At 69.5% G+C, this 24,019-nt stretch carries 22 protein-coding genes and 1 pseudogene; 14 read left to right on the top strand and 9 right to left on the bottom strand.

The features are described from left to right. Positions 1 to 11: 11 nt before the first annotated feature. The 7 genes from AACG61_RS20280 to AACG61_RS20250 all read left to right on the top strand — a co-directional run bounded on the left by AACG61_RS20280 (position 12) and on the right by AACG61_RS20250 (position 8,347). Positions 12 to 1,388 carry an aminotransferase class III-fold pyridoxal phosphate-dependent enzyme gene (locus AACG61_RS20280; protein WP_411840393.1) on the top strand — a complete coding sequence of 459 codons (1,377 nt, stop codon included), beginning with the start codon at positions 12 to 14 and terminating at the stop codon, positions 1,386 to 1,388. After that, complete coding sequence (locus AACG61_RS20275; RefSeq protein ID WP_411840392.1) at positions 1,388 to 2,296, top strand: 2-hydroxyacid dehydrogenase; 909 nt, start codon at positions 1,388 to 1,390, stop codon at positions 2,294 to 2,296. The genes AACG61_RS20280 and AACG61_RS20275 overlap by 1 nt, the downstream gene beginning before the upstream one ends. 187 nt (positions 2,297 to 2,483) lie before the next feature. Then, a complete protein-coding gene (locus tag AACG61_RS20270) occupies positions 2,484 to 3,200 on the top strand; it encodes an HAD-IA family hydrolase (protein WP_411840391.1) in 717 nt (238 codons plus the stop codon). 51 nt (positions 3,201 to 3,251) lie between these two features. After that, positions 3,252 to 4,862 carry an ABC transporter substrate-binding protein gene (locus AACG61_RS20265; protein ID WP_411840508.1) on the top strand — a complete coding sequence of 537 codons (1,611 nt, stop codon included), beginning with the start codon at positions 3,252 to 3,254 and terminating at the stop codon, positions 4,860 to 4,862. Positions 4,863 to 4,914: 52 nt separating this feature from the next. Next, positions 4,915 to 5,868 (top strand): ABC transporter permease, encoded by a 954-nt coding sequence (locus tag AACG61_RS20260; RefSeq protein ID WP_411840390.1) that lies wholly within the window; start codon positions 4,915 to 4,917, stop codon positions 5,866 to 5,868. Positions 5,869 to 5,873: 5 nt separating this feature from the next. Continuing rightward, positions 5,874 to 6,722, top strand: coding sequence for an ABC transporter permease (locus AACG61_RS20255; protein WP_411840389.1), 849 nt, complete (start codon positions 5,874 to 5,876; stop codon positions 6,720 to 6,722). Next, a complete protein-coding gene (locus AACG61_RS20250; protein ID WP_411840388.1) occupies positions 6,719 to 8,347 on the top strand; it encodes an ABC transporter ATP-binding protein in 1,629 nt (542 codons plus the stop codon). The genes AACG61_RS20255 and AACG61_RS20250 overlap by 4 nt, the downstream gene beginning before the upstream one ends. Here the strand turns inward: AACG61_RS20250 and AACG61_RS20245 are convergent. Next, the gene (locus AACG61_RS20245) at positions 8,344 to 8,820 is read right to left on the bottom strand and encodes an Lrp/AsnC family transcriptional regulator (RefSeq protein WP_411840387.1); all 477 of its coding nucleotides are present in this window, start codon (positions 8,818 to 8,820) and stop codon (positions 8,344 to 8,346) included. The two genes, AACG61_RS20250 and AACG61_RS20245, sit on opposite strands and share 4 nt — an antisense overlap. Before the next feature lie 218 nt (positions 8,821 to 9,038). Here AACG61_RS20245 and AACG61_RS20240 point away from each other — a divergent pair, with 218 nt between their 5' ends. After that, positions 9,039 to 10,358 carry an NAD(P)/FAD-dependent oxidoreductase gene (locus AACG61_RS20240; RefSeq protein WP_411840386.1) on the top strand — a complete coding sequence of 440 codons (1,320 nt, stop codon included), beginning with the start codon at positions 9,039 to 9,041 and terminating at the stop codon, positions 10,356 to 10,358. A 20-nt stretch (positions 10,359 to 10,378) separates the two neighbouring features. Here AACG61_RS20240 and AACG61_RS20235 read toward each other — a convergent pair. The 6 genes and pseudogenes from AACG61_RS20235 to AACG61_RS20210 form a co-directional block, all read right to left on the bottom strand. After that, positions 10,379 to 11,207 (bottom strand): annotated as a pseudogene (locus tag AACG61_RS20235) (IS5 family transposase). A gap of 31 nt (positions 11,208 to 11,238) precedes the next feature. Beyond that, positions 11,239 to 12,105, bottom strand: a complete 867-nt coding sequence (locus AACG61_RS20230; protein WP_411840385.1) for a GNAT family N-acetyltransferase — start codon at positions 12,103 to 12,105, stop codon at positions 11,239 to 11,241. Positions 12,106 to 12,326: 221 nt separating this feature from the next. After that, on the bottom strand, positions 12,327 to 13,040 hold the full coding sequence (gene arsH / locus AACG61_RS20225; protein WP_411840384.1) for an arsenical resistance protein ArsH: 714 nt from the start codon (positions 13,038 to 13,040) through the stop codon (positions 12,327 to 12,329). Next, on the bottom strand, positions 13,033 to 13,452 hold the full coding sequence (locus AACG61_RS20220; RefSeq protein WP_411840382.1) for an arsenate reductase family protein: 420 nt from the start codon (positions 13,450 to 13,452) through the stop codon (positions 13,033 to 13,035). The genes arsH and AACG61_RS20220 overlap by 8 nt, the downstream gene beginning before the upstream one ends. Beyond that, on the bottom strand, positions 13,449 to 14,501 hold the full coding sequence (gene arsB / locus AACG61_RS20215; protein ID WP_411840381.1) for an ACR3 family arsenite efflux transporter: 1,053 nt from the start codon (positions 14,499 to 14,501) through the stop codon (positions 13,449 to 13,451). The genes AACG61_RS20220 and arsB overlap by 4 nt, the downstream gene beginning before the upstream one ends. A 31-nt stretch (positions 14,502 to 14,532) precedes the next feature. Beyond that, positions 14,533 to 14,865 carry an ArsR/SmtB family transcription factor gene (locus tag AACG61_RS20210; protein ID WP_411840380.1) on the bottom strand — a complete coding sequence of 111 codons (333 nt, stop codon included), beginning with the start codon at positions 14,863 to 14,865 and terminating at the stop codon, positions 14,533 to 14,535. A gap of 186 nt (positions 14,866 to 15,051) precedes the next feature. On the opposite strand from AACG61_RS20210, the gene AACG61_RS20205 reads away from it, so the two are divergent. The 6 genes from AACG61_RS20205 (at position 15,052) to AACG61_RS20180 (ending at position 21,486) form a co-directional block, all read left to right on the top strand. Beyond that, on the top strand, positions 15,052 to 16,029 hold the full coding sequence (locus AACG61_RS20205; RefSeq protein ID WP_411840379.1) for a sugar phosphate isomerase/epimerase family protein: 978 nt from the start codon (positions 15,052 to 15,054) through the stop codon (positions 16,027 to 16,029). Positions 16,030 to 16,072: 43 nt separating this feature from the next. After that, positions 16,073 to 17,119 carry a substrate-binding domain-containing protein gene (locus AACG61_RS20200; RefSeq protein ID WP_411840378.1) on the top strand — a complete coding sequence of 349 codons (1,047 nt, stop codon included), beginning with the start codon at positions 16,073 to 16,075 and terminating at the stop codon, positions 17,117 to 17,119. A gap of 113 nt (positions 17,120 to 17,232) precedes the next feature. After that, positions 17,233 to 18,768, top strand: a complete 1,536-nt coding sequence (locus AACG61_RS20195) for a sugar ABC transporter ATP-binding protein (RefSeq protein ID WP_411840377.1) — start codon at positions 17,233 to 17,235, stop codon at positions 18,766 to 18,768. Next, positions 18,768 to 19,727 carry an ABC transporter permease gene (locus AACG61_RS20190; RefSeq protein ID WP_411840376.1) on the top strand — a complete coding sequence of 320 codons (960 nt, stop codon included), beginning with the start codon at positions 18,768 to 18,770 and terminating at the stop codon, positions 19,725 to 19,727. Before AACG61_RS20195 ends, AACG61_RS20190 begins: the two co-directional genes overlap by 1 nt. Before the next feature lie 11 nt (positions 19,728 to 19,738). Then, complete coding sequence (locus tag AACG61_RS20185; RefSeq protein WP_411840375.1) at positions 19,739 to 20,599, top strand: MurR/RpiR family transcriptional regulator; 861 nt, start codon at positions 19,739 to 19,741, stop codon at positions 20,597 to 20,599. A gap of 14 nt (positions 20,600 to 20,613) precedes the next feature. Beyond that, positions 20,614 to 21,486 carry a PfkB family carbohydrate kinase gene (locus AACG61_RS20180; protein ID WP_411840374.1) on the top strand — a complete coding sequence of 291 codons (873 nt, stop codon included), beginning with the start codon at positions 20,614 to 20,616 and terminating at the stop codon, positions 21,484 to 21,486. 9 nt (positions 21,487 to 21,495) lie between these two features. Here the strand turns inward: AACG61_RS20180 and AACG61_RS20175 are convergent, their stop codons facing one another. Next, entirely contained in the window at positions 21,496 to 22,188 is a 693-nt protein-coding gene (locus AACG61_RS20175) for a response regulator (RefSeq protein ID WP_411840373.1), read from the bottom strand. Beyond that, positions 22,181 to 23,602 carry a sensor histidine kinase gene (locus AACG61_RS20170; RefSeq protein WP_411840372.1) on the bottom strand — a complete coding sequence of 474 codons (1,422 nt, stop codon included), beginning with the start codon at positions 23,600 to 23,602 and terminating at the stop codon, positions 22,181 to 22,183. Before AACG61_RS20170 ends, AACG61_RS20175 begins: the two co-directional genes overlap by 8 nt. Positions 23,603 to 24,019: the final 417 nt, after the last annotated feature.

Here is a 24,019-nt window from a genome sequence, read left to right as displayed (position 1 = left end):
GGACCCTTCCGATGCTTGCCAATTCCCTGGTCGAACTGGACCGCGCCCATCTGATCCACCCCGTCGCCAGCTGGCGCGGCCATGAGGCGGCGGGCCTGCGCCTGCTGACCCATGGTCAGGGGGCCACCGTGCGCGACGGCGAAGGCAACACCCTCATCGACGGCTTCTCGGGGCTGTGGTGCGTGAATGCGGGCTATGGCCAGCCCTCGGTCATCGAGGCCGCGACGCGGCAGATGCAGCAGCTGTGCTATGCGACGGGCTATTTCGGCCTGGGCGCCGAACCCGCCGTGCGCCTGGCCGCCCGCCTGGCCGAGGCCGCGCCGGGCGATCTGGACCATGTCTATTTCACGCTTGGCGGCTCGGACGCGATCGACAGCACGGTGCGCTTCGTGCGCTATTACTGGAACGCGCGCGGCATGGCGTCGAAGCAGCATTTCATCTCGGTCGCGCAGGGCTATCACGGCTCGTCCACGGTGGGGGCGGGGCTGACGGCGCTGCCGTCCTTCCATGCGGGCTTCGGCGTGCCCTATGACTGGCAGCACAAGATCCCGTCGCACGACCTCTATCGCAACCCGGTGGGCCGCGACCCGCAGGCGGTGATCGAGGCCTCGCGCCGCCATCTGCTGGACAGGATCGCGGCCCTGGGCGGGCCCGAGCATGTCGCGGCCTTCTATGTCGAGCCGATCCAGGGATCGGGCGGCGTCCTGGTCCCCCCGCCGGGCTGGATGAAGGCCATGCGCGACCTGTGCACGGAACACGACATCCTGTTCATCGCCGACGAGGTCATCACCGCCTTCGGCCGCACCGGCCCGCTGTTCGCCTGCGCGGATGAGGGGATCGTGCCGGACTTCATCACCACGGCCAAGGGGCTGACCTCGGGCTATGTGCCGATGGGGGCGGTGTTCATGTCCGACCGGGTCTATCAGGTGATCGCCGACGGGGCGGGCAAGGCCGCGGTCGGGCATGGCCAGACCTATTCGGCGCATCCCGTCTCGGCGGCGGTGGGGCTGGCGGTGCTGGACCTCTATGAGGACGGGCTGCTGGCCAACGGGCGCGCGATGGGCGCGCGGCTGCAGGCGGGGCTTGCCGCGCTGTCGGATCATCCGCTGGTGGGCGACGTGCGCGGGCGCGGCATGCTGGCCGCGATCGAGCTGGTCACCAACAAGGAGGCCAGGACCCCCCTGCCCGCCACGGCGGAACCCGCCACGCGCATCTTCGACCGCGCCTGGTCCGAGGGGCTGGTCCTGCGCGCCTTTGGCTGGGGCGTGCTGGGCTTTGCGCCGCCGCTGTGTTGCACCGAGGCCGAGATCGACCAGATCGTCGAGCGCACCCGCCGCGTCCTGGACCTGACCCTGGACGACCCCGAGATCCGCGCGGTGATGCGCTGATGGCGGTCCTGTTCCTGTCCGAACCGGCACGCGGCGCGGTCTTCGAACGCGCCTTTGCCGACGCCCTGCCCGATCTGCCCTTCCATCTGGGCCATGCGCCCGATCCGGCGGCGGTCGACTACATGGTCGCCTGGACGCCCCCCGCGGACCTCTCGGCCTATCCGAACCTGCGCCTGATCTTTTCGGTCGGGGCGGGGGTGGACCAGTTCGACCTGACCGCCCTGCCCCCGCAGGTCGGGGTGGTGCGGATGCTGGAGCCGGGCATCGCGCGGCAGATGGTGCAGATGGCCGTGATGGCAGTCCTGGCGCTGCATCGCGACCTGCCCGCCTATCTGGACCAGGCGCGGCAGGGGCGATGGCAGGCCCGCGCCAACCGCCCGGCGGAGGCCACGCGCATCGGGGTCATGGGCCTGGGCCAGCTGGGACAGGCGGTGCTGGACGCGCTGGCGCCCTTCGGCTTTGCGCGGGCGGGCTGGAGCCGCAGCCCGCGCAGCCTGCCGGGCGTCGACTGCATGACCGATCTGGACGCCTTTCTGGCGCGGACCGACATCCTGATCTGCCTGCTGCCGCTGACCGAGCAGACGCGCGGCATCCTGAACGACGACCTGTTCGCCCGCCTGCCGGACGGCGCGCATCTGGTCCATCTGGGCCGCGGCGCGCAGCTGGAGCCCGGCGCGCTGGAACGCGCGCTGGATGCGGGGCTGGCCTCGGCCTGGCTGGACGTCACCAACCCCGAGCCGCTGCCCGCGGATCATCCGCTGTGGCGCGACCCGCGCGTGATCGTCACGCCGCATGTGGCCAGCCAGACCGATGCCGCCGATGGTGCGGCCCATGTCATCGCGGGCATCCGCGCCGACCGCGCGGGCCGGGATGCACCCGGCCTGATCGACCGCGGCCGGGGCTACTGAGCGTGCCGCCGTGCGCCGGCAATACGGAACTTTCTGCGGCGCAGGCGACGATTTCGGGGTTTTCGGTCGCGACTATGGCCGGAGACTGAACAGGACGGCAGGCGGAACAGACTGTCACGACCGGGGCGACCCGGCGCACCGCCTGCCACAGGAACGCCGCGACGCGGCCATCTCACGGGACGGATCCATGCCGAAGAAGCCCCTGAACGCCTACAAATGCCTGACCTTCGACGTGGTGGGCACGCTGATCGACTTCGAGAGCGGCCTGATGGACAGCCTGTCCGCCATCGCCGCCGAACACGGCACCCGGCTTGCGCGCGAGGATGTGCTGAGCGCCTATCGCGCCGAACGCTATCGCCCCGACGTGCAGCGCTTTCCCGACGATCTGGAGCGGGTCTATCTGGCCATCGCGCCCCAGCTGGGCCTGCCGCGGGACGCGGAGCTGGGCCGACGGCTGCGCGACGACGCGGCCCGCTGGCAGCCCTTCGCGGATTCGGTCGCGGCCATGCAGGCTCTGTCGCACCGCTACAAGCTGGTCGCGATGACCAATGCGCAGCGATGGGCCTTCGCGCATTTCGACGCGACCCTGGGCCATCCGTTCCACGCGTCCTTCACCACCGACGACACCGGGACCGAAAAGCCCGATCCGGCCTTCTTCCACCACGTCCTGACGGCGCTGGAGGCGCAGGGCGTGGCGCGGGACGACATCCTGCATGTCGCTCAGAGCCAGCATCACGACATGGGCGTCGCGCGCGACCTGGGCCTGGCCACCTGCTGGATCCAGCGCCGCCACGACCAGCCGGGATGGGGCGGCACCATCGCGCCCGCCGCCGTCACCGTGCCCGATCACCACTTCACCGCGATGGCCGGACTGGCCGCCGCGGTCGAACCCGCCTTCGCCTGACCTTCCGCCCCAGAAGCCCCCAAGGGCCCGGCCCCAACCTGGAGAGACATGATGACCAACAGGGACGTCACCAACTGGACCCGCGCCGATGACGCGATGGTCGAGAACGCCATCCGCCGGGGCGCAAGCCGGCGCGAGCTGCTGCGCATGTTCATGCTGGGCGGCATCGCGATGGCCGCGGGCGGCACCATCCTGGGCCGCGCGGGAGCCGCGCTGGCGCAGACCCCGGTCACCGGCGGGCATCTGCGCGGTGCCTCCTGGTCCTCTTCGACCGCCGACACGCTGGACCCGGCCATCGGCTCGGGCGCCACGGATTACGTTCGCGCCTGCGCCTATTACAACCGCCTGACCACGCTGGACGAAAACGGGCAGGTGGTGATGGAGCTGGCCGATGCCGTCGAATCCGACGATGCGAAGGTCTGGACGGTGACGCTGAAATCGGGCGTGACCTTCCATGACGGCAAGACGCTGAGTGCCGACGACGTCGTCTATTCGATGATGCGCCACAAGGACACCGCCACCGGCTCCAAGGTCGCCGCCATGGCCGAGCAGATCGAGGAGGTCCGGGCCGAGAACCCGACCACCGTCCGCATCACCCTGGCCGCCCCCAATGCCGACCTGCCGACCATCCTGGCGCTGCACCACTTCATGATCGTGGCCGACGGCACCACCGACTTCAGCAAGGGCAACGGCACCGGCGCCTTCGTCTCGCAGGAATTCCAGCCGGGCGTGCGGTCGGTCGGCGCGCGCAACGACAACTATTTCGGCCAGAAGGCCCATGTCGACAGCTTCGAATACTTCGCCATCGCAGACGACAACGCCCGCGTGAACGCGGTCATGTCCGGCGACATCCACCTGGGCGCCTCGGTCAAGCCGCAGTTCATCCGCATGGTCGAGGGCCAGCCCGGCGTGGTGCTGTCCACGACCACCTCGGGCAACTACACCAACCTGAACATGCGCCTGGACCTGGCGCCCGGCGACAAGGCGGGCTTTGCCGAGGGCATGAAATACCTGCTGAACCGCGAGCTGATCCAGAAATCCGCCATGCGCGGCCTGGCCGAGATCGGCAACGACCAGCCCATCGCCCCCATCAGCCCCTTCCACAACGCCGAGCTGAAGCCCCGCGAATACGATCCGGAACGCGCCCGCTCGCTGTTCGAGAAGGCCGGCGTCCTGGGCCAGCGCATCGAGGTCATCAGCTCGGATGCGGCATCCTCGGCCAATGACATGGCGATGATCCTGCAGCAGGCGGGCGCCGAGATCGGCATGACCTTCGACGTGCAGCGCGTGCCCTCGGACGGCTACTGGTCGAACTACTGGCTGAAGGCGCCGGTCCATTTCGGCAACATCAACCCGCGGCCCACGCCCGACATCCTGTTCTCGCTGCTCTATGCCTCGGACGCGCCCTGGAACGAGAGCCAGTACAAGTCCGAACGCTTCGACGCGATGCTGCTGGAGGCCCGCGGCGAGCTGGACTTCGCCCGCCGCAAGGAGATCTATGACGAGATGCAGGTGATGGTCTCGAACGAGGCCGGCACCGCGATCCCGCTGTACCTGTCGAACGTGGACGTGCATTCCGACAAGCTCCAGGGCCTGCGCCCCAGCCCGCTTGGCGGACAGATGGGCTATGACTTCGCCAAGAACGTCTGGCTGACCGCGTGATGTCCCGGCCCCCCGCCCGCCGGGGGGCCACCCCGTCCACAGGAGGTCGTCCATGAACCCCCAAGTGCTGACCCTGATCCTGGGCCGGATCGGCGTCGCGGTGGTCACGCTGCTGATCGTCAGCCTGATCGTCTTCGCCGCGACCGAGATGCTGCCCGGCGACGTGGTCCAGATCCTTCTGGGCCAGGCCGCCACCCCCGAGGCCGTCGCCGGCCTGCGCGAGGCCATGAACCTGGACCAGCCCGCCTTCCTGCGCTTCCTGGGCTGGCTGGGCGGGTTGGCGCAGGGCGATCTGGGCCATTCCTACGCGAACCGCATGGCGGTGGCCGAGCTGATCGGCGGCCGGCTGGTCAACACGCTGAAGCTGGCGGCGCTGACGGCGGCCTTCTCGGTGCCGGTCGCGCTGAGCCTGGGCATCGTCACGGCGATCTGGCGCGGCAGCCTGTTCGACCGGCTGGTCAGCAGCGTGGTCGTCGCGGTGATCTCGGTGCCCGAGTTCCTGGTCGCGACGCTGGCCGTGCTGATCTTCGCGGTCTGGCTGGGCTGGCTGCCGGCCCTGTCCTTCGGGGGCGACACCTCCAGCATCTGGGCGGTGCTGCGCGCCTATGCGATGCCGGTCATCACGCTCAGCTTCGTCGTCTCGGCGCAGATGATCCGCATGACCCGCGCCGCCGTCATCGAGACGCTGAAATCCCCCTATGTCGAGATGGCCCTGCTGAAGGGCGCCTCTCGCGCGCGCATCGTGCTGCGCCACGCGCTGCCAAACGCGATCGGGCCCATCGTGAACGCGATGGCGCTGTCGCTGTCCTACCTGCTGGGCGGCGTGATCATCGTCGAGACGATCTTCAACTATCCGGGCATCGCGAAGCTGATGGTGGATGCGGTCGCCACGCGCGACCTGCCGCTGATCCAGGGCTGCGCGATGATCTTCTGCCTGGGCTATCTCCTCCTGATCACCATCGCCGACGTCGTGGCGATCCTTGCCAATCCGAGGTTGCGACAGTGATGGCCATGACCCTTTCCCTCCGCGCGCTCTCGCCCCGCCGCCTCGGCTGGAAGGTAAGCCCCTTGGGCGCGCTGGCCGCCTGCGTCATCGTCTTCTGGGCGGCCATCGCGGTCATCGGCCCTTGGATCGCCCCCCACCCGCCCGGAGAGATCGTCGATTACGACTTCTTCGGTCCGCTCTCGGCGCAGTTCCCGCTCGGCACCGACTATCTGGGTCGGGACATGCTGTCGCGGGTGCTGGCCGGGGCGCGCTACACGGTCGGCATCTCGCTGGCGGCGGTGATGCTGGCCTGCACGGCGGGGGTCGTCCTGGGCATGACCGCGGCCGTCATCGGCGGCTGGACCGACACCGCGATCAGCCGGGTGCTGGACGCGGTCAGCTCGATCCCTTCGAAGCTGTTCGGCCTGGTCGTGGTCGCGGCGATCGGTTCCTCCATCCCGGTGCTGATCGCGGTCCTGGCGGTGGTCTACACGCCCGGCTCCTACCGCTTCGCCCGCGCGCTGGCGGTGAACGTGAACACGATGGATTACGTCACCGTCGCCCGCGCGCGGGGCGAGCGCACCGGATACCTGATCCGGGCCGAGATCATGCCCAACATCCTGGGGCCGGTGCTGGCCGACATGGGCCTGCGCTTCGTCTTCATCGTGCTGATGCTGTCGGGCCTGTCCTTCCTGGGCCTGGGCGTGCAGCCGCCCAATGCGGACTGGGGATCGCTGGTGCGCGAGAACATGGGCGGGCTGTCCTTCGGGGCGCCGGCGGTGCTGGTCCCGTCGCTGGCCATCGCCACGCTGACCATCAGCGTCAACCTGCTGATCGACAACCTTCCCACCCGCATCCGCGACAGGAGCGAATGATGAGCCTGGTCCAGATCCGCGACCTGCGCCTTGGCGCGACCACCGACAGCGGCCGCGAGGTCGAGATCATACGCGGCGTCTCGCTGGACATCGCGCCCGGAGAGATCGTGGCCCTGATCGGCGAATCCGGCAGCGGCAAGACGACCATCGCCCTGTCGCTGATGGGCCATTGCCGCCCCGGATGCCGGATCCGCTCGGGCTCGGTCATGGTGGACGGGCTGGACATGGCCACGGCGCCCGAGGCCCGGCGGGCGGCCATGCGCGGCACCACCGTCGCCTATGTCCCGCAAAGTGCGGCGGCCGCCTTCAACCCGGCGATCCGGCTGATCGACCAGGTGATCGAGGTCGCGCGCATCCACGACCTGATGCCGATGGAGGAGGCCCGCGCCAAGGCGGTCGAGGTGTTCCGCGCCCTGGCCCTGCCCGACCCCGACCGCATCGGAGAGCGCTATCCGCACCAGGTCTCGGGCGGGCAGCTGCAGCGGCTGGCCGCCGCCATGGCGCTGATCGGCGATCCCAAGCTGGTGATCTTCGACGAACCCACCACCGCGCTGGACGTGACCACCCAGATCGAGGTGCTGCGCGCCTTCAAGTCGGTGATGAAGGCGGGCGGCATGGCCGGCGTCTATGTCAGCCACGACCTGGCCGTGGTGGCGCAGATCGCCGACCGCATCATCGTGCTGAAGGGCGGCGAGGTGCAGGAGGAGGGCACGGCCGAGCAGATCCTGCATCGCGCCGCCCATCCCTACACGAAATCGCTGCTGGAGGCCTTCCACCCCGCGCCCCGCAGCGCAGCGACCCCGCCCGTGCAGGGCATCCCCGCGCTGGAGGTGACGGGCGTCACCGCGGGCTATGGCCGCGGCCGCGACGGCCAGCCGCTGAAGATCGCGCTGCACGATGTCAGCTGCCGCCTGGACAAGGGCCGCAACCTGGGCGTGATCGGCGAATCCGGCAGCGGCAAATCGACCCTGGCCCGCGCCATCGCGGGGCTGCTGCCGCCGGTCTCGGGGCGGGTCCTCTTGGACGGGCACCAGCTGGAGCCGGGGGTCGCCGCCCGCAGCAAGGAGGACCTGCGCCGATTGCAGATTGTCTTTCAGCTGGCCGACACGGCGCTGAACCAGGCGCAATCGGTGGGCGACATCATCGGGCGGCCGCTGACCTTCTATCACGGCGCCAAGGGGACCGCGCGCGAGGCCCGCGTGGCGCAGCTGCTGGACATGGTGCGCCTGCCCCGCGCCATGCGCCACCGCCTGCCCGGAGAGCTGTCGGGCGGGCAGAAGCAGCGCGTGAACCTGGCCCGGGCGCTGGCCGCCAACCCGGAGGTGATCCTCTGCGACGAGATCACCTCGGCGCTGGACACGGTGGTGGCCGCCGCCGTCATCGACCTGCTCAAGGAGCTGCAGCGCGAGCTGGACCTGTCCTATGTCTTCATCAGCCACGACCTGTCCACGGTCGAGGCGATCTGCGACGAGGTCATGGTCATGCATCACGGCCGCGTGGTCGAGACCCTGGCCGCCGACCGCCTGTCCGAGGCCCGCGACCCCTATTCGCAGCTGCTGTTCGCCTCGGTGCCGCAGCTGGACACGGGCTGGCTGGACCGCGTGCCGCAGCGGGCGGCGGGCTAGAGGTCGAACAGGTTCTGCAGCGGCAGATGCGCCTTGGAGAAGGGCGTCTTGATGACGACGAAGCTGAAATACTTGTCGATGCCGACCTCGGCATCGATCAGCCGCTCCATCACCGCCTGATAGTCGCCGATCCCCGCGGTCACGAACTTGACCAGATAGTCGTAGCCGCCCGAGACCAGATGGCATTCCACCGCCTCCTCGACCTTCTCCAAGGCCTGCTGAAAGCGGGCAAAGTCGATCTGGCGGTGGTTCTTCAGGGTGATCTCGGTGAAGACGGTCAGGGTCGGGCCCAGCTTGGCCACGTCGATCTGCGCCGAATAGCCGGTGATGTAGCCCGCCTGCTGCAGCTTCTTCACGCGCATCAGGCAGGGGCTGGGCGACAGGTGGACCAGGTCGGCCAGCTCGACATTGGTGATGCGGCCGTTCTTCTGCAGCTCGTGCAGGATGCGGATGTCGATGCGGTCCAGCTTCATGGTCAGCGCCTCCGATCTGCGCCCGCCGGGTCTAGCATAATCTGCGGCGACCTCAACGGTCGCGGTGAGCGGCACGGCCCCGGCACGGCGGATTGCAGCCCCTGCCCAAAGCTGCCGCACGTCCCCGCGCAAACGGCAGGACCTGCCGCGTCCGCAGGCGATCCGGCATATCCCGCGGGCGCGGTCGGGCAGAATGACCCCGGAACAAGGAGACGACCATGCCCGCGCCCCTGCTGACCATCCAGACCGATTCCGACCTGCCCGCCCGCGCCGACGTCGTGGTGATCGGCGGCGGCATCGTCGGCTGTTCGACCGCCTATTACCTGGCCCGCAAGGGCGTCCGGGTCGCGCTGATCGAGAAGGGCCGCGTGGGCGCCGAACAGTCCAGCCGCAACTGGGGCTGGTGCCGCCAGCAGAACCGCGACGCGCGCGAGCTGCCCATGGCGACCCGCAGCCTGGACCTGTGGGAGGCGATGGCCCGCGACATCGGCGAGGACCCCGGCTTTCGCCGCTGCGGCCTGCTGTATCTGTCCGACAACGACGCCGAGATCGCCGGTTGGGCGCGCTGGCGCGACATGGCGCGCGGCATGGGCGTGACGACACACATGCTGGACGCCGCGCAGGCCGCCGAGCGGGGCCGCGCCACCGGCCGGGCGTGGAAGGGCGGGGTCTTCTCGCCCGATGACGGCGTGGCCGACCCGTCGCGCGCCTGCCCGGTGATCGCGCGCGGCATCATGGCGGCGGGCGGCACGGTCCATCAGATGTGCGCGGCCCGCGGGCTGGAGCTGTCGGGCGGGCGCGTGTCGGGCGTCGTCACGGAACGCGGCACCATCGCCACCACGACCGTGGTGATGGCGGGCGGGGCCTGGGCCTCGTCCTTCTGCCACCAGCTGGGGGTCAGCTTTCCGCAGGCCTCGATCCGCTCCTCGATCATGAGCGTGATGCCCGGCATCGACGGTCCGGACGCGCTGCACACCGCCGGGATCTCGGTCACGCGGCGGGGCGACGGGGGCTATGCGCTGGCCATCTCGGGGGCGGCACGGGTGGACCCCACGCCGCAGCAGATCGTCCATGCCCGCCACTTCCTGCCGATGTTCGCCAAGCGCTGGCGCATCCTGCGGCCCGGCGGCACGCAGGCCTGGCGCGCGGGCCACGAAACGCGCCGCCGCTGGCGGCTGGACGCGCCGACCCCGATGGAGCGGATGCGCGTCCTGGACCCCGCCCCCGATGCCCGCGCCCTGCGCCGCATCCGCGCCCGCGCCGACGCGCTGATCCCCGCCATGGCCGGGGCCCGCGTGCAGGCGACTTGGGCGGGCTACATCGACAGCACCCCCGACGGCGTTCCCGCCATCGGCGAGACCGCCGTGCCGGGCCTGGTGCTGGCCGCGGGGTTCAGCGGGCATGGCTTCGGCATCGGGCCGGGCGCCGGAGAGATGATCGCCGACATGGTCACGGGCGCCGTGCCGGCGCTGGACCCGGCGGCCTATCACCCCGATCGCTTTGCCAAGGGCAGCTGGGGCAAGGTCTCGGAGTTCTAGGGTCAGGCCTCGTTCACGGCTCATAGCCAAAACATGACGGTTGCGGCGAGGGCGATGGCTGAGAGGGAGACGTTCGGGCATCTGTCGCAGCGGGTCGCGACCCGTCGCCAGTCCTTCAGCCGGCCGAACATGATCTCGATGCGGTCGCGGCGCTTGTCATACTCGACGGGTTTTCCACGGGACCTCCGTCCCGGTATGGGGGGCTTTATCCCCTTGTCTTTCAACGCATCTCTGAACCAATCGGCATCATGGCCACGGTCGCCCAGCAGCCATTCTGCCGCCGGCAAGCTGCCCAGAAGGGCCGCAGCACCGCTGTAGTCGCTCACCTGACCTGACGTCATGAAGAACCGGATCGGCCGCCCATCAGCGTCGGTGACGGCGTGCGGTTTGGTGTTCCGTTCTCGGGCGAAACTGTCCACTGGACAGTTTCTGTCTCCCTCGAACCCTTTGGTGCGGCCGATCAGACGGCCCCTCTGGTCGCCGGGTCCCCTTCTTCGGCCCGGAGGCTGGAGGCCGTGCGGTGCGCCTTGAGATAGGTCGCGTCGATCATCACCGTCTTCGGAATGGCCGCCTCGGAGGCCAGGCCTTCCATCATCCGGACGAAGACGCCGTTGTCGCCCCACCGCTTCCAACGATTGCAGAGAGTCTTCGGTGGACCATACTCCCTGGGCGCATCACACCACCGCAAGCCATTGCGATCGATGACGATAATACCGCTGAGAACACGCCGGTCATCGACGCGAGGCTTACCGTGGCTCTTTGGAAAAACGGCCGAAGGCGCGGCATCTGCGCATCCACCAGCCAGAAAAGATTGCTCGTGATCCAGTCTCCTTGCCGAGCCTGAATCATGCCTCGCGGCTGAAATCAATGCGACCTGAGCCTAGCCGAGCGCCTGGTTCGCCAACGCGAAGATCTGCGCGCCCGGATCGACCGGGCGCGGCCGGCCCCGCCACATGCTGGTTACCGTGTCATGGGCGGGCAGGCCGCAGGCCCTCAGCATCTCGACGAAGGGACCGTCGGTCCGGGCGGTGTCCATGCGCAGGAAGCGGCCCCGATGCGCGGCGACATGCGGCGCGGCCAGGGCCACGCCATCCTCGGGCGTCGCGGCCACGACCGGCCCCACCACATGGCCCCGCCCGAAGCGGCGGCAGAGCGCATAGCCGGTGACGCGCCCACCCTCCTCGATCACCGTGCCTGTGGACTGCTCCAGGAACAGCATCAGCGCGTCGCGCCGCTCGGCGCCATAGGCGCGGGCGTCCAGCGCGCGGACCGCGCCGTGGTCCTCGGGGCGCATCGGCCGGACGCGGGGGTCGGGGCTGGGCGCCGCGGTCACGACGCCCTGATGCTGCCAGACCCGCGGCCCGGTCTGGAACCCCAGGGCGACATAGAGCCGATAGGCCGCGTGGGTCGCATGCAGCGCCAGATCGCGCGACCCGGTGCGCGCCAGGATCTGCTCCATCATCCAGCGCCCCGCGCCGCGCTCCTGCAGGCGGGGGGTGGTGATGACCATGCCGAGCCGCGCCAGGTCGGGGGCCACGGGAAACCACATGGCGGAGCCGAAGGGGCGGCCGATCTCGTCGGTCAGGTAGATCCCCTCGCCAAGGCGCAGGGCGGTGGCCCAGTCCTCGGTCCGGTGCATCCAGCCGACGCCGACCGACAGCTCGTGCAGCTTGGGGATGGCCTCGGGGGTGATCGGTCGCGCGGACAGGCTGAAGCTGTCGACCAGGCGCTGCGTCTCGTCAGGCATCGGATAGGCGTCCCCCCTTCGGCATGCGGACCGCAGGCCCGATCCGGCATCCGCTTCTCCGCTGTCCCGAGACGACCATGCCTTCCGCGGCATGGAAAGAGGGAAACACCGGGACGCGGCGCCGAAGGGGCGGGGTCGTCCCTTCGGCTTATAGCATCGGGGCGACGGCAGGACCTGCCGAAGATCGCCGGGCCGCGACATAACCTGTCGGCACGCCGGCCTCAGACCGCCTGCGTCTGGTTGACACGCGTCGACAGCGCCTCGTGGCTCTCGACGCGCTCGGAGTAGCGGTCGACCAGGTGGTCCTTGATGTCGCGCGTCAGCAGCGTGAAGCGCACCAGCTCCTCCATCACGTCGACGATGCGGTCGTAATAGGGCGAGGGCTTCATGCGCCCGGCCTCGTCGAACTCGTCCCAGGCCTTGGCGACCGATGACTGGTTCGGGATGGTCAGGAGCCGCATCCAGCGGCCCAGGATGCGCAGCTGATTGACGGTGTTGAAGCTCTGGCTGCCGCCGCAGACCTGCATCACGGCCAGCGTCTTGCCCTGGGTGGGGCGCACGCCCCCCAAGGACAGCGGGATCCAGTCGATCTGCGTCTTCATCACGCCGGTCATCGCGCCGTGGCGTTCGGGCGAACACCAGACCATGCCCTCGGACCAGCCGACCAGATCGCGCAGTTCGGCGACCTTGGGGTGGTCGGCCTCGGCCGCGTCGGCCAGAGGCAGGCCGCGCGGGTCGAAGATCCGCGGCTCGGCCCCCAGGGCGGTCAGCAGGCGCGCGGCCTCCTCGGTCGCGAAGCGCGAGAAGCTGCGCTCGCGCAGCGAGCCATAGAGCAGCAGGATGCGGGGCGGATGGGCGCTGCGCGTCGGCGGGTGCAGGCGCGCGGGGTCGATGGCATCGAAGCAGTCGGGGTTCAGGTTCGGCAGCTCACTCAACGATCCGGCCCTCCTCGTTCAGGATCATCTGCCCGTCCTCCTTGAAAAGCGGGCCGACCGGCGGGCGCTCCAGCATCGGCAGGACCGTCTCGGACGGGCGGCAGAGGCGCACCCCCCTGGGCGAGGCCACGATGGGCCGGTTGACCAGCACCGGATAAGCCAGCATCGCCTCCAGGATCTGCGCATCCGTCACGCCCTCCTCCAGCAGGCCCAGCTCGGCCGCGGGGGATTTCGACCGCCGCAGCGCCTGTCGCGGGGTCAGGTCGGCCGCGGCCAGTAGGGCCAGCAGCTGCGGCCGGGTCCAGCCCTCGGTCAGATAGTCGATCACGACCGGCTCGGTGCCCGAGGCGCGGATGATGGCCAGAACGTTGCGCGACGTGCCGCAGGCGGGGTTGTGGTGGATGACGATCATGCGCGGACCTCCGGGAAACGGGCGCGGGTGCGGTTGGCAAAGGCGACAAGGGACAGCATCACCGGCACCTCGACCAGCACGCCCACGACCGTGGCCAGCGCCGCGCCCGAGTTCAGGCCGAAGAGGCTGATGGCGACGGCCACAGCCAGTTCGAAGAAGTTCGACGTGCCGATCATGGCGCAGGGGGCGGCGATCCGGTGCGGCACGCGCATCAGCCAGGCGGCGCCATAGCCGATGGCGAAGATCAGATAGCTCTGGATCAGGATCGGCACGGCGATCAGGGCGATGATGGCGGGCCGGTCCAGGATCGTCCGGCCCTGCAGCGCGAAGAGGATCACGACCGTCGCGACGAGGCCGATCATCGACCAAGGCTTGATGCGCGCCGAGAAGGCCTCGATCCGAGCGGGGTCGCGCAGGGCGCGGCGCGTCAGCAGCCCCGCCGCCAGCGGCAGCACGACATAGAGGACCGTGGCCAGCACCAGCGTCGACCACGGCACGGCAATCTCGGTCACGCCCAGGAGCAGCGCGACGAGGGGCGCGAAGGCCACGACCATGATCAGGTCGTTCACCGACACCTGCACCAGCGTATAGGTCGCGTCCCCCCGCGTCAGCTGCGACCAGACGAAGACCATCGCCGTGCAGGGCGCAGCGCCCAGCAGGATCAGGCCGGCGATGTATTGCTGCGCATCCTCGGGCGCGATCCAGGGGGCGAAGACATGATCGAAGAACAGCACCGCCAGCAGCGCCATGGTGAAGGGCTTGATCAGCCAGTTGACCGCCAGCGTGATCAGAAGGCCGCGCGGCTGGCGGAACGCGCCGCCGACGGCCGCGAAGTCGACGCTGACCATCATCGGATAGACCATCGCCCAGATCAGCACCGCGACGACCAGGTTGACCGATGCCACCTCGGCCCCCGCGATGGCCTGGACGGGGCCGGGCGCCACGGCGCCGATGGCCAGGCCCGCCGCCATTGCCAGCGCGACCCACAGCGTCAGCCAGCGTTCGAAGGCTCCCAGAGGAGCGGTCTGGACATCCGTGTCGTCGGTCATCGGGGTTCGGCCTTCTGCTGGGGCGCCGCGGTCAGCAGGCGCAGGCGATCTGGTCGAGGATCGGTCGGCACAACGCAGGCTGACCGCCGCAGCAATCCTCCATGAGAAAGCCCAGCAGTCCGCGCATGGTGTCCATCCGCGCGAAGTAGCGGATCGACCGGCCCTCGCGCTCGGATCGCACCAGATCCGCGGCGGTCAGGATGGTGAGGTTGTTCGACAGCGTGTTCGCCCGGACCCCGAGCTGCGCCGCGATGTCCCCCGCGGCCATGCCGGACGGGCCGGCCCGGACGAGCAGGCGGAACACGTCCAGACGCATGTCGTGGGCCAGGGCGGACAATGCCGCAAGGCTGTCATTCTTTTCCATTATTCATGTTTAGTCGAATCGTTTTGGGTCCGCAAGGTTGTTTCGCAGCCCGCATCACGTGCGGCGCCGTGATCGGGACCCCGGACATGCCCGGGACGGCCTGCGCGAAGAAAGACGGGGCCGCGCAAAGATTTCTTGACTGCTTCACAGCTATTGCTTTATTCGTGAAGTAACGGAGGGCTTCACATGACCAGATTCGCAACGCGCCTGAACTCATTTGCCGCGCAGGCCGATCGGGCCTGGCCCGACCATGCGGGCAAGCCGACGCTGGAGATGATGGCGCGCCGGGCCGCCAGCGTGCCGGGCCTGACGCATGTGGACCTGAACTTTCCCGACCATGTCGCCGACGATCCCCGCGACGTGCTGAACCGCGTCACCGATCTGGGTCTGCAGGTCAACGGCCTAGCCATGCGCTACTACACCAACCCGGCCTTCAAGCTGGGTGCCTTCACCAATCCCGACCGCGCCGTGCGGCAGGAGGCGCTGGACCTGACCAAGCGCGGCATCGACGCCGCCCTGGCGATGGGTGCGCCGCTGATGACGCTGTGGCTGGGTCAGGACGGCTTCGACTACAGCTTCCAAGGCGATTACGGGCGCATGTGGGACGACGAGGTGTCGGGCATCCGCGAGGTCGCCCAGCACGCGCCCGAATGCATGATCTCTATCGAGTACAAGGCGAACGAGCCGCGCTCCTATGCGCTGCTGCCGGACGCGGCGACGACCCTGCTGGCCATCGCCGAGACGGGCTGCGCCAATACCGGCGTCACGCTCGACTTTGCCCATGTGCTCTATGCCGACGAGATGCCGGCATTCGCCGCGACGCTGATCGCGCGCAAGTCGCGGCTGCTGGGCGTGCATCTGAACGACGGATACGCCAAGCGCGACGACGGGCTGATGGTCGGCAGCGTGCATCCGCAGGCCACGCTGGAGCTGCTGTGGCAGATCGGGCGCGACGGCTATGACGGGGTGATCTATTTCGACACGTTCCCCGACGCCTCGGGCATCGACCCGGTCGAGGAATGCCGCACCAACATCGCGGCGGTCGAACGCTTCATGGCCATGGCCGAGCGCGTGTCCGCGGACAATGCGCTGCACGAGGCGATCGCCACGCAGAATTCCCCGGTCAGCCAGCGCGCCATCGGGCGCATCATGGCCGGAGGCTGACTTCACGGACTTCACGATTATCGTAAAGGGAGGAGACCCAAAGATGATCTCGATCAAGACGTTCCTGCTGGCCGGCGCGATGACGGCCCTGACCGGCGCCGCCTTCGCGCAGGACCTGGCACCGCTGAACTCGGACACCGAGGCCGACCGCATGGACTGGTCGGCGCTGTCCGAACAGTTCGGAGAGATGCCCGCCGCGCCCGAAGGCGCCCAGGTGGGCGGCGTGTCCAAGACGCTGACCAACGAATACTGGCGCTCGCTCGGCGAGGGCTACCAGAACGTGGCGGACGCGCAGGGCGTGACGCTGGCCTATCAGGCGGCCCCGTCCGAGGGCGACCAGCTGGGTCAGCTGCAGATCGCGGAGAGCATGATCCTGCAGGGCAACAAGGGCCTGCTGGTCTCGCCGCAGACCGACAACAACCTGCAGCCCGCGATGGAGGCCGCGGCCGAGCAGGGCATCGTGGTGGTGAACGTCAACGACGCGGTGATCCCGTCCGCGGAGCATTACGTCGGCAACGTCCAGCGCGACAACGGCGTGCGCGTGGCGCAGTGGTTCATCGACAACAAGCCCGAGGGCGGCAAGGTCGCCGTGATCGAGGGCCAGCCCGGCGTCTTCGCCGCGGGCCAGCGCACCGACGGCTTCACCGCGACGATCACCGACGCGGGCAATTTCGAGGTCGTGGCCAGCGTCCCCGCGAACTGGAGCCGCGAGACCGCCTATGACGCGGCCTCGACCATCCTGCAGCAGCATCCCGACCTGATCGGCTTCTATGCCAACAACGACGGCATGGCCCTGGGCGTGGTCGAGGCGGTCAAGGCCGCGGGCCTGCAGGATCAGGTCGCGGTGTTCGGCACGGACGGCATCTCGGACGCCTATGCCTCCATCCGGGCGGGCGATCTGACAGGCACCGTCGACAGCTTTCCGGTCCTGACCGGAGAGGTCGCGATGGAGGTCGTGCTGCGCCTGATCGGCGGTCAGGACCTGCCCCGCGTGGTCGCCACCCCGCAGGCGCTGATCACCGCCGACAACGTCGAGGACTACTCGGTCGAGGATACCGCGGCGCTGCGCGAGCTGCTGCTGGCCGAGTGATCCGCACCGCCCCTCCCGGCGGCGCGGCGGGTTCCTCCCCCCGTCGCGAACCGGGCCTCGGGGGGGGGCGGGGGGGGGGCCCCCCCCCGCCCCATCCCCCGATAGGTGTCGACATGACCACTTCCGCAAGCCGGCTGTCGCTTGTCGGCGTCAGCAAGGTGTTTCCGGGCATCCGCGCGCTGGACGATGTCAGCTTCGACGTGCGCCCCGGCGAGGTCCACGGCCTTCTGGGCGAGAACGGCGCCGGCAAGTCGACGATGCTGAACATCCTGTCGGCCGTGCTTCAGGCGACCGAGGGCCGCATCGTGATCGACGGCCAGCCCGTCACCCTGACCCGTCCCGCTGACGCGCGTGCGGCCGGGATCGCAATGATCCATCAGGAATTGCAGCACATCCCGCAGCTGAGCGTGGCGCAGAACCTGTTTCTGGGCCGCCCGCTGACCCGCGCCGGGGGCCTGCTGGTCGACCGCGCCACGCAGGAGGCGCGCGCCCGCGCCATCCTGGCCGATCTGGACCCGCGCATAGACCCGCGCGCCCCCATCCACACCCTGAAGGTCGCCCAGCAGCAGATCGTCGAGATCGCCCGCGCCCTGCTGGACGATGCAAAGATCATCGCCATGGACGAGCCGACATCGTCCCTGACCCCGTCCGAATTCGACGCGCTGGCGGCGCTGATCGCGCGGCTGGCGGCGCAGGGCAAGTCGATCATCTATGTCAGCCACAAGATGAACGAGGTGTTCCAGGTCTGCGACCGCGCCACGATCCTGCGCGACGGGCGCTTCATCGACACGGTGGACCTGAGCCGGATCACCGAGGATCAGGTCATCGCCAAGATGGTCGGCCGCGACATCCTGCACGCGCGCCACGTCACCCATGCCCGCCCCGAGGTGGTCATGGAGGTCCGCGGCCTGTCCGACGGCGGCCTGATCCGCGACGCCGGGTTCTCGCTGCACAGGGGCGAGGTCCTGGGTCTGGCCGGTCTGGTCGGATCGGGGCGGACGGAACTGCTGCGGCTGATCGCGGGCATCGACCGCGCCCGCGCCGGCACCGTCACGCTGCACGGCAGGACGGTCGATCTGCGCAGCCCGCGCACCGCCATCGCCGCCGGGATCGGCCTGGTCCCCGAGGAGCGCAAGAAGGACGGCATCGTCCGCGCGCGCCCGGTGTCGTCGAACATCGCCCTGCCCTGCATGGGCCGCTTCACGCGCTTCGGGCTGGTCCAGCGGCGCAAGCTGCACCGCGAATCCACCGCGCTGATGCAGCGCATGGGGATGCGTCCGCCCGACGTGACCCGCGCCATCGGCACGTTTTCCGGCGGAAACCAGCAGAAGGCCATCATCGGCCGGTGGCTGGCCGCAGACGTGGACATCCTGCTGTTCGACGAACCGACCCGCGGCATCGACATCGGCGCGAAATCCGAGATCTACGATCTGATCGCGCAGCTGGCCCGGTCCGGCAAGTCGATCATCGTCGTCAGTTCCGAACTGCCCGAGATCATCCGCCTGTCCGACCGCGTCATGGTGATGCGCGAGGGAACCATCGCGGCCATCCTGGACGCCGACCAGATTTCCGAAGACGCCATCGTGGCGAACGCCATCCCCAAGTCCAAAGGCCCGGTTTCCGCGGCCCCATCCGTGAGGGTCCAGTGATGACCGATACCGCCTCCCCCCTCCGCGCCGCCCCCCGCATCAACCTGCGCGATGCCGGGACGTTTTTCGGCCTGGTGCTGATATTCGCCGTGTTCGCCGTGCTGAACCCGGTCTTCCTGACCGCGCCGAACCTGATCAACATCCTGCAGCAATCCTCGATCAACGCCTGCATCGCCCTGGGGATGACCTTCGTCATCATCTCGGGCGGGATCGACCTGTCGGTCGGGCCCACGGCGGCGGTGTCGGCCATCGTCGGCGCCACGCTGATGATCGCGGGCGTGCCGATGCCGCTGGCCGTGGCAGGCGCCATCGCCACGGGCATGGCCTGCGGGCTGTTCAACGGCGTGCTGGTGGCCATCGCCGGGCTGCAGCCCTTCATCGTGACGCTCGGGGCGCTGTCGCTCTATCGCGCGCTGGCGCTGATCTTCACCGGCGGCAACCCGATCTTCGGCATCCCGGCAGGCTTCCGCGAGGCGATCAACGGGCTGGTCCTCGGCGTGCCGGTGCCGGTCGTGATCGTCGCGATCATCGCGGTGGTCCTGTGGGTCGTGCTGAACCGCAGCCCGCTTGGCGAATACATCCTGGCCGTCGGCGGCAACCCCGAGGCCGCGCGCATCGCGGGCGTCCCCGTCGCGCGCACCAAGATCATCGTCTATGTGCTGTCGGGAGGCCTTGCCGCCGTCGCGGCGCTGATCCTGACCGGCCGCCTCGGCGCCGCGGACCCGACGATGGGCAACCTGTGGGAACTGGACGCGATCGCGGCGGCGGCCATCGGGGGCGCATCGCTGATGGGCGGCAAGGGGTCGGTCGTGGGCACGCTGATGGGCGCGGTGATCCTGGGCGGGCTGCGCAACGGGCTGACGCTGATGAACGTGCAGGCCTTCTATCAGCTGCTGGCCACGGGTATCATCATCCTGGTCGCGATGCTGATCGACCGCGCCACCCGCGGCCGCGCATGACAGGAGCTTTGATGGACCACACCGACCCGCGCAGCATCGGCGCCCAGATCCGGATGCGGATGCCCTATCTGACCCCGCTGGAGACGCGGGTCGTCGAGGGGATGACCGGGCGCACCGACCTGGACCGCACCACCCCCCTGCGGCAGGTGTCGGGCGATGCGGGCGTGTCGGATGCGATGGTCGTCAAGATCGCCAAGAAGCTGGGCTTCGCGGGCTTTCGCGACTTCCGCGAGGCGCTGGTCGTCTATCGCCAGACCGACGTCGCCTCGCTGCATTCCGAGATCTCTCCGGACGACAGCTCGGCCGACATCATCCGCAAGGTGTTCCAGACCTCGATGCAGGCCCTTGAGGAGACGATGTCCATCATCGACGTCGCGGCCTTCGACCGGGCCGCCGACCTGCTGCACAAGGCGGGCCAGCGCGACTTCTACGGCGTCGGCGGATCGGCCCAGATCGCCCGCGACGTGGCGCACAAGTTCCTGCGCATCGGGCTGCGCGCCAGCGTGCAGGACGATCCGCACATGATGCTGATGTCGGCCTCGCTGCTGGGGCCTGCCGACGTGGCGGTGGCCTTCAGCCATTCCGGCACCACCTCCAACGTCATCGAGGCCGCGCGCCTGGCCCGACGCCAGGGCGCGCGCGTGATCGCCGTGACGAACTATGCCACAGCCCCCCTGTCCGAGCTGGCCGACATCGCGCTGTGCTCGACCGCGCAGGGATCGCCCCTGCTGGGCGAGAACGCGGCCGCGCGCATCGCGCAGCTGAACATCATGGACGCCATCTTCGTGGCCGTTGCCCAACGCGACCTGGACCGGTCCGAGGCGCAGCTGGCCCGCACCCGAAACGCGGTCGAGACCAAGCGCCGCCGCTGAACAGGACCTGCCTCATGTCAACCCCGCCCTGCGCCGTCGTCGTCGGCAGCCTGCATTACGACATCGTGGTCGACGCCCCCCACCGCCCCGCCGCGGGCGAGACGGTGACCGGCACCGCCTGGCGTCCGGTCTTCGGCGGCAAGGGCGGCAACCAGGCCGCGGCCGTCGTGGCCGCGGGCGTGCCCTGCCGGATGGTGTCGGCGGTGGGCGACGACGGGTTCGGGACGTTCCTGCGTGACCGGCTGTGCGCGGCGGGGGTGGACGACCGTCATGTCGCCACCCTGCCCGGCCAGGGATCGGGAATGAGCGTCGCGATCATGGATGCCGGCGGCGATTACGGCGCGGTCATCGTGTCCGGCACGAACGCGGCCATCGCACCCGAGACGCTGGATCGGGATGCGCTGTGGCAGGGCGCGACCCATCTGGTCCTGCAGAACGAGATCCCCGAGGCGCTGAACATCGCCGCCGCACGGGCCGCGCGCGCCCGCGGCCTGTCGGTCGTGCTGAATGCCGCCCCCGCCCGCACGCTGTCCGAGACCTTCGCGCCGCTGGTCGACATCCTGGTGGTGAACGCCGGCGAGGCCGAGGCGCTGTGCGGCGTCGCGGTGGACAGCCTGGACGGCGCCCGCACCGCGGCCGTGGCGCTGGCCGACCGCTTTGCCGTCGCGGTGGTGACCGCGGGCGGCGATGGCGTCGCGGCGGCGGGCGCGGGCCTGGACGGCACCCGGTCCGAGCCTGGGCACAAGGTGCGGCTGGTCAGCACCCACGGGGCGGGCGACTGCTTCATCGGCACGATGGTCGCGCGCCTGGTCGAGGGGCACCCCCTGACCGAGGCGATCGCGGACGCCAACCTGACCGCCGCCCGGCGCGTGTCCAGCCCGCGCTGACGCGCCCGGTCACCCCCCCGCGTTCTGGCCGCAGCTCATGGACAGCATCCGGTTCTGGGCGACCCCGGCGGTCATGTTGTAGGCGTGCATGGCCAGTTCCGTTCGGTTGCGGACGTCCAACTTGCGGAAGATGTTCGTGAGGTAGTGCTTGACCGTCTTCTCGCTGAGGTTCAGCGACCGCCCGATCTCCTTGTTGCAGCAGCCGCGGCGGATCAGGACGTAGATCTCTCCCTCGCGCTTGCTGAGGATGCCGGCATCGACCTCGGGGGCGGGTGCGGGCATGTGTCCCGGCGTGCCCAGGATGCGGGCGGCCAGATGGGGGGTGATGTGGCCGATGCCGTTGACCAGCCGGCTCATCACCTGCTTCAGCTCGTCCCCGCTGATCCCCTTGAGGACATAGCCCGCCGCCCCGAGGCGCATGGCCTCCATCACGTCCTGGGGCCGCTCCGAGATCGTCAGGACCAGGATGCGCGTGCGCAGACCGGCCTGCGTGATGGCGCGAATGGCCTCCATCCCCGTGCCGGGAATCCCCAGATCCAGGATCAGGATGTCGGGCGCATCGCGCTGCGCCATCGCGACCGCGTCGGCGGCGGTGTCCCCCGCCCCGATCACGCGAAAGCCGCCGAAGCCCCTGACGACCTGGATCAGCCCCTCGCGGACGATCGGGTGATCGTCGACCACGGCCACGGTGCTGTCAGCCATGGGCGTCCTCCATATCCTCGTCGGGAAAGCTGGCGTGAATTTCCATCCGGTGATCCGCCTGATCCAGGACCCGGAACGTGCCGCCCAGGGTCTCGACGCGGTGGCGCAGGTTGCGCAGCCCCATCGGCGGGCGGGCGGCCTCGCCCCCCTCGGTCCGGCAGTGCCGGGCATCGTTGCACACGGTCACGATCAGCCGCCCGTCGCGCCGGTGAAGGCTGACGCACTGATCGCGTCCGCCGGCATGCTTGAAGGCGTTGTGCAGCCCTTCCTGCACGACGCGGCAGATCGCGGCCTTGACCGACAGGCGCGGCTCGGGAAGGTCCGGCTCCAACAGCAGCCGGACGGTCGTCGCGGTGCGGCGGCAGTGGTCGTCGACCAGCGCCCGGACCGCCTCGGCCAGGGGCCGCTCCGAGGCCGGGTGCTGGCTGGTGCCGTTCAGCAGCGCGTGAACCTCGCTCATCGCCTCCTCCAGGATCAGGCGCACGGCCTGCGCGCCCTCCTCCTGCGCCGATCCGCCCGGCGGCGAGGCCGTCATGCGCAGCAGCGCCACCGTCAGCAGCTGTCCGATACCGTCGTGGATGTCGGCGTTGATCTGGCGGATCTGGGCCTTCTGCTCCTCCTGGATCTGCAGCGTCCGCCGCTGGATGCGGGCCTGCATGGCCTCGGTCCGGTCCAGGAGCTGCATCATGTCGGCCATCCGCGCGCCCAGGTCGATCCGTTGGCGCAGGATGATCGCGTCGCCGTGGCGCAGGATCAGCACCATCACCGCCACGAACATCGCGCCGATCGCGGCCAGCAGGCCCCAGGTCTGCCAGCGGGCGCGGGTCAGCGCATCGGAGGCGACGGCGGCGTCCTGATAGTATTCCGCGACCGCCACGATGCGGTCCAGGGGGCGCAGGCGGATCGGGACGTAGATCTCGAACTGCCGCGTCCCGGCGGTCGTCGGGGGGTGGTCGGCATCCTCGTGGAACGTCTCTCCGACCGAGACCGAGACCTGCCCGGACAGCGCCGAAGCCAGCGCCTCCTCCACGGGCTGGACCGTGCCGGTCAGGCCGGGGCGGGAGGCATAGAGGATGGTGCCGTCCGCGCGCCAGATCTTCATCTCGGACAGGCCGAGCGGACCCGAGACGTCGCGGAAATGCGCGTCGATCAGCGCCGACAGCTCCGGCGGCAGGCGGTCGCCGGACAGGTCCGCGGCATGGCGGCTCAGCATGGTCTCAAGGACGGTCGCGGCGCGGTGGCCGACCTCGGCCTCGACGGCGTGCTGCAACCGCGACGCGGTCCAGACGCCCAGGATCGCAAGCCCCACCACCACGATCAGCGCGCAGTTGGACAGGTGCCGACGCAGCAGGCCCAGGCCCTGCCAACCCGGCCGCAGATGGGTTCTCGACTGAAGAACGGGAATATCAGACATGCCGGTCATACCACCCAATGCCTCCGGGATATTTTGTCCGACCTCAAGGGAACGTTACCATGCGTTCGGGTGTTCACAAACCTGTCGCAAAGACAGGTCGGGCCCATTTCGCGCGGCGCGGACGCATTTTATCCGCGGGAATTTGCACGCCGCGAAAAGGTGATCGACGCAGGGTTGCGTCCCTCCTTTCGGCGTCATCCCTAACGCGATGCGACCTTGCGCTGCGCCTTAGACACCCTCCGAATCAGCCCGAATCAGACGGTCCATGGCGACCAAAGTCGCCATCACTGGCGACTGACCGCCGTATTGGGACCAGCCGGAACTGGCGTAACCTAGGCCCATGTCCCGCCGGCCCGACGACGGCCGCAGGACAGGTTTCTTGTAACGGCCCGCGTCCAAAGCGAACGCCCCTCGTCC

It is taken from the genome of Paracoccus sp. ME4 (assembly GCF_046736325.1).
Classification (GTDB): Bacteria; Pseudomonadota; Alphaproteobacteria; order Rhodobacterales; family Rhodobacteraceae; genus Paracoccus.
The sequence above is the reverse complement of the archived record's forward strand: the minus strand, read 5'-3'. Positions and strand labels throughout refer to the sequence as shown.

What these genes read in the sequence shown, in the direction of transcription:
- AACG61_RS20180 (WP_411840374.1), top strand. Translation starts at nt 20,614, where the DNA reads ATGTCAACCCCGCCCTGCGCCGTCGTCGTCGGCAGCCTGCATTACGAC.
- AACG61_RS20190 (WP_411840376.1), top strand. Translation starts at nt 18,768, where the DNA reads ATGACCGATACCGCCTCCCCCCTCCGCGCCGCCCCCCGCATCAACCTG.
- AACG61_RS20270 (WP_411840391.1), top strand. Translation starts at nt 2,484, where the DNA reads ATGCCGAAGAAGCCCCTGAACGCCTACAAATGCCTGACCTTCGACGTG.
- AACG61_RS20210 (WP_411840380.1), bottom strand. Translation starts at nt 14,865, where the DNA reads ATGGAAAAGAATGACAGCCTTGCGGCATTGTCCGCCCTGGCCCACGAC.
- AACG61_RS20200 (WP_411840378.1), top strand. Translation starts at nt 16,073, where the DNA reads ATGATCTCGATCAAGACGTTCCTGCTGGCCGGCGCGATGACGGCCCTG.
- AACG61_RS20260 (WP_411840390.1), top strand. Translation starts at nt 4,915, where the DNA reads ATGAACCCCCAAGTGCTGACCCTGATCCTGGGCCGGATCGGCGTCGCG.
- AACG61_RS20275 (WP_411840392.1), top strand. Translation starts at nt 1,388, where the DNA reads ATGGCGGTCCTGTTCCTGTCCGAACCGGCACGCGGCGCGGTCTTCGAA.
- AACG61_RS20245 (WP_411840387.1), bottom strand. Translation starts at nt 8,820, where the DNA reads ATGAAGCTGGACCGCATCGACATCCGCATCCTGCACGAGCTGCAGAAG.
- AACG61_RS20240 (WP_411840386.1), top strand. Translation starts at nt 9,039, where the DNA reads ATGCCCGCGCCCCTGCTGACCATCCAGACCGATTCCGACCTGCCCGCC.
- AACG61_RS20205 (WP_411840379.1), top strand. Translation starts at nt 15,052, where the DNA reads ATGACCAGATTCGCAACGCGCCTGAACTCATTTGCCGCGCAGGCCGAT.
- AACG61_RS20195 (WP_411840377.1), top strand. Translation starts at nt 17,233, where the DNA reads ATGACCACTTCCGCAAGCCGGCTGTCGCTTGTCGGCGTCAGCAAGGTG.
- AACG61_RS20280 (WP_411840393.1), top strand. Translation starts at nt 12, where the DNA reads ATGCTTGCCAATTCCCTGGTCGAACTGGACCGCGCCCATCTGATCCAC.
- AACG61_RS20255 (WP_411840389.1), top strand. Translation starts at nt 5,874, where the DNA reads ATGACCCTTTCCCTCCGCGCGCTCTCGCCCCGCCGCCTCGGCTGGAAG.
- AACG61_RS20230 (WP_411840385.1), bottom strand. Translation starts at nt 12,105, where the DNA reads ATGCCTGACGAGACGCAGCGCCTGGTCGACAGCTTCAGCCTGTCCGCG.
- AACG61_RS20220 (WP_411840382.1), bottom strand. Translation starts at nt 13,452, where the DNA reads ATGATCGTCATCCACCACAACCCCGCCTGCGGCACGTCGCGCAACGTT.
- arsB (WP_411840381.1), bottom strand. Translation starts at nt 14,501, where the DNA reads ATGACCGACGACACGGATGTCCAGACCGCTCCTCTGGGAGCCTTCGAA.
- AACG61_RS20175 (WP_411840373.1), bottom strand. Translation starts at nt 22,188, where the DNA reads ATGGCTGACAGCACCGTGGCCGTGGTCGACGATCACCCGATCGTCCGC.
- AACG61_RS20170 (WP_411840372.1), bottom strand. Translation starts at nt 23,602, where the DNA reads ATGTCTGATATTCCCGTTCTTCAGTCGAGAACCCATCTGCGGCCGGGT.
- AACG61_RS20265 (WP_411840508.1), top strand. Translation starts at nt 3,252, where the DNA reads ATGACCAACAGGGACGTCACCAACTGGACCCGCGCCGATGACGCGATG.
- AACG61_RS20185 (WP_411840375.1), top strand. Translation starts at nt 19,739, where the DNA reads ATGGACCACACCGACCCGCGCAGCATCGGCGCCCAGATCCGGATGCGG.
- AACG61_RS20250 (WP_411840388.1), top strand. Translation starts at nt 6,719, where the DNA reads ATGATGAGCCTGGTCCAGATCCGCGACCTGCGCCTTGGCGCGACCACC.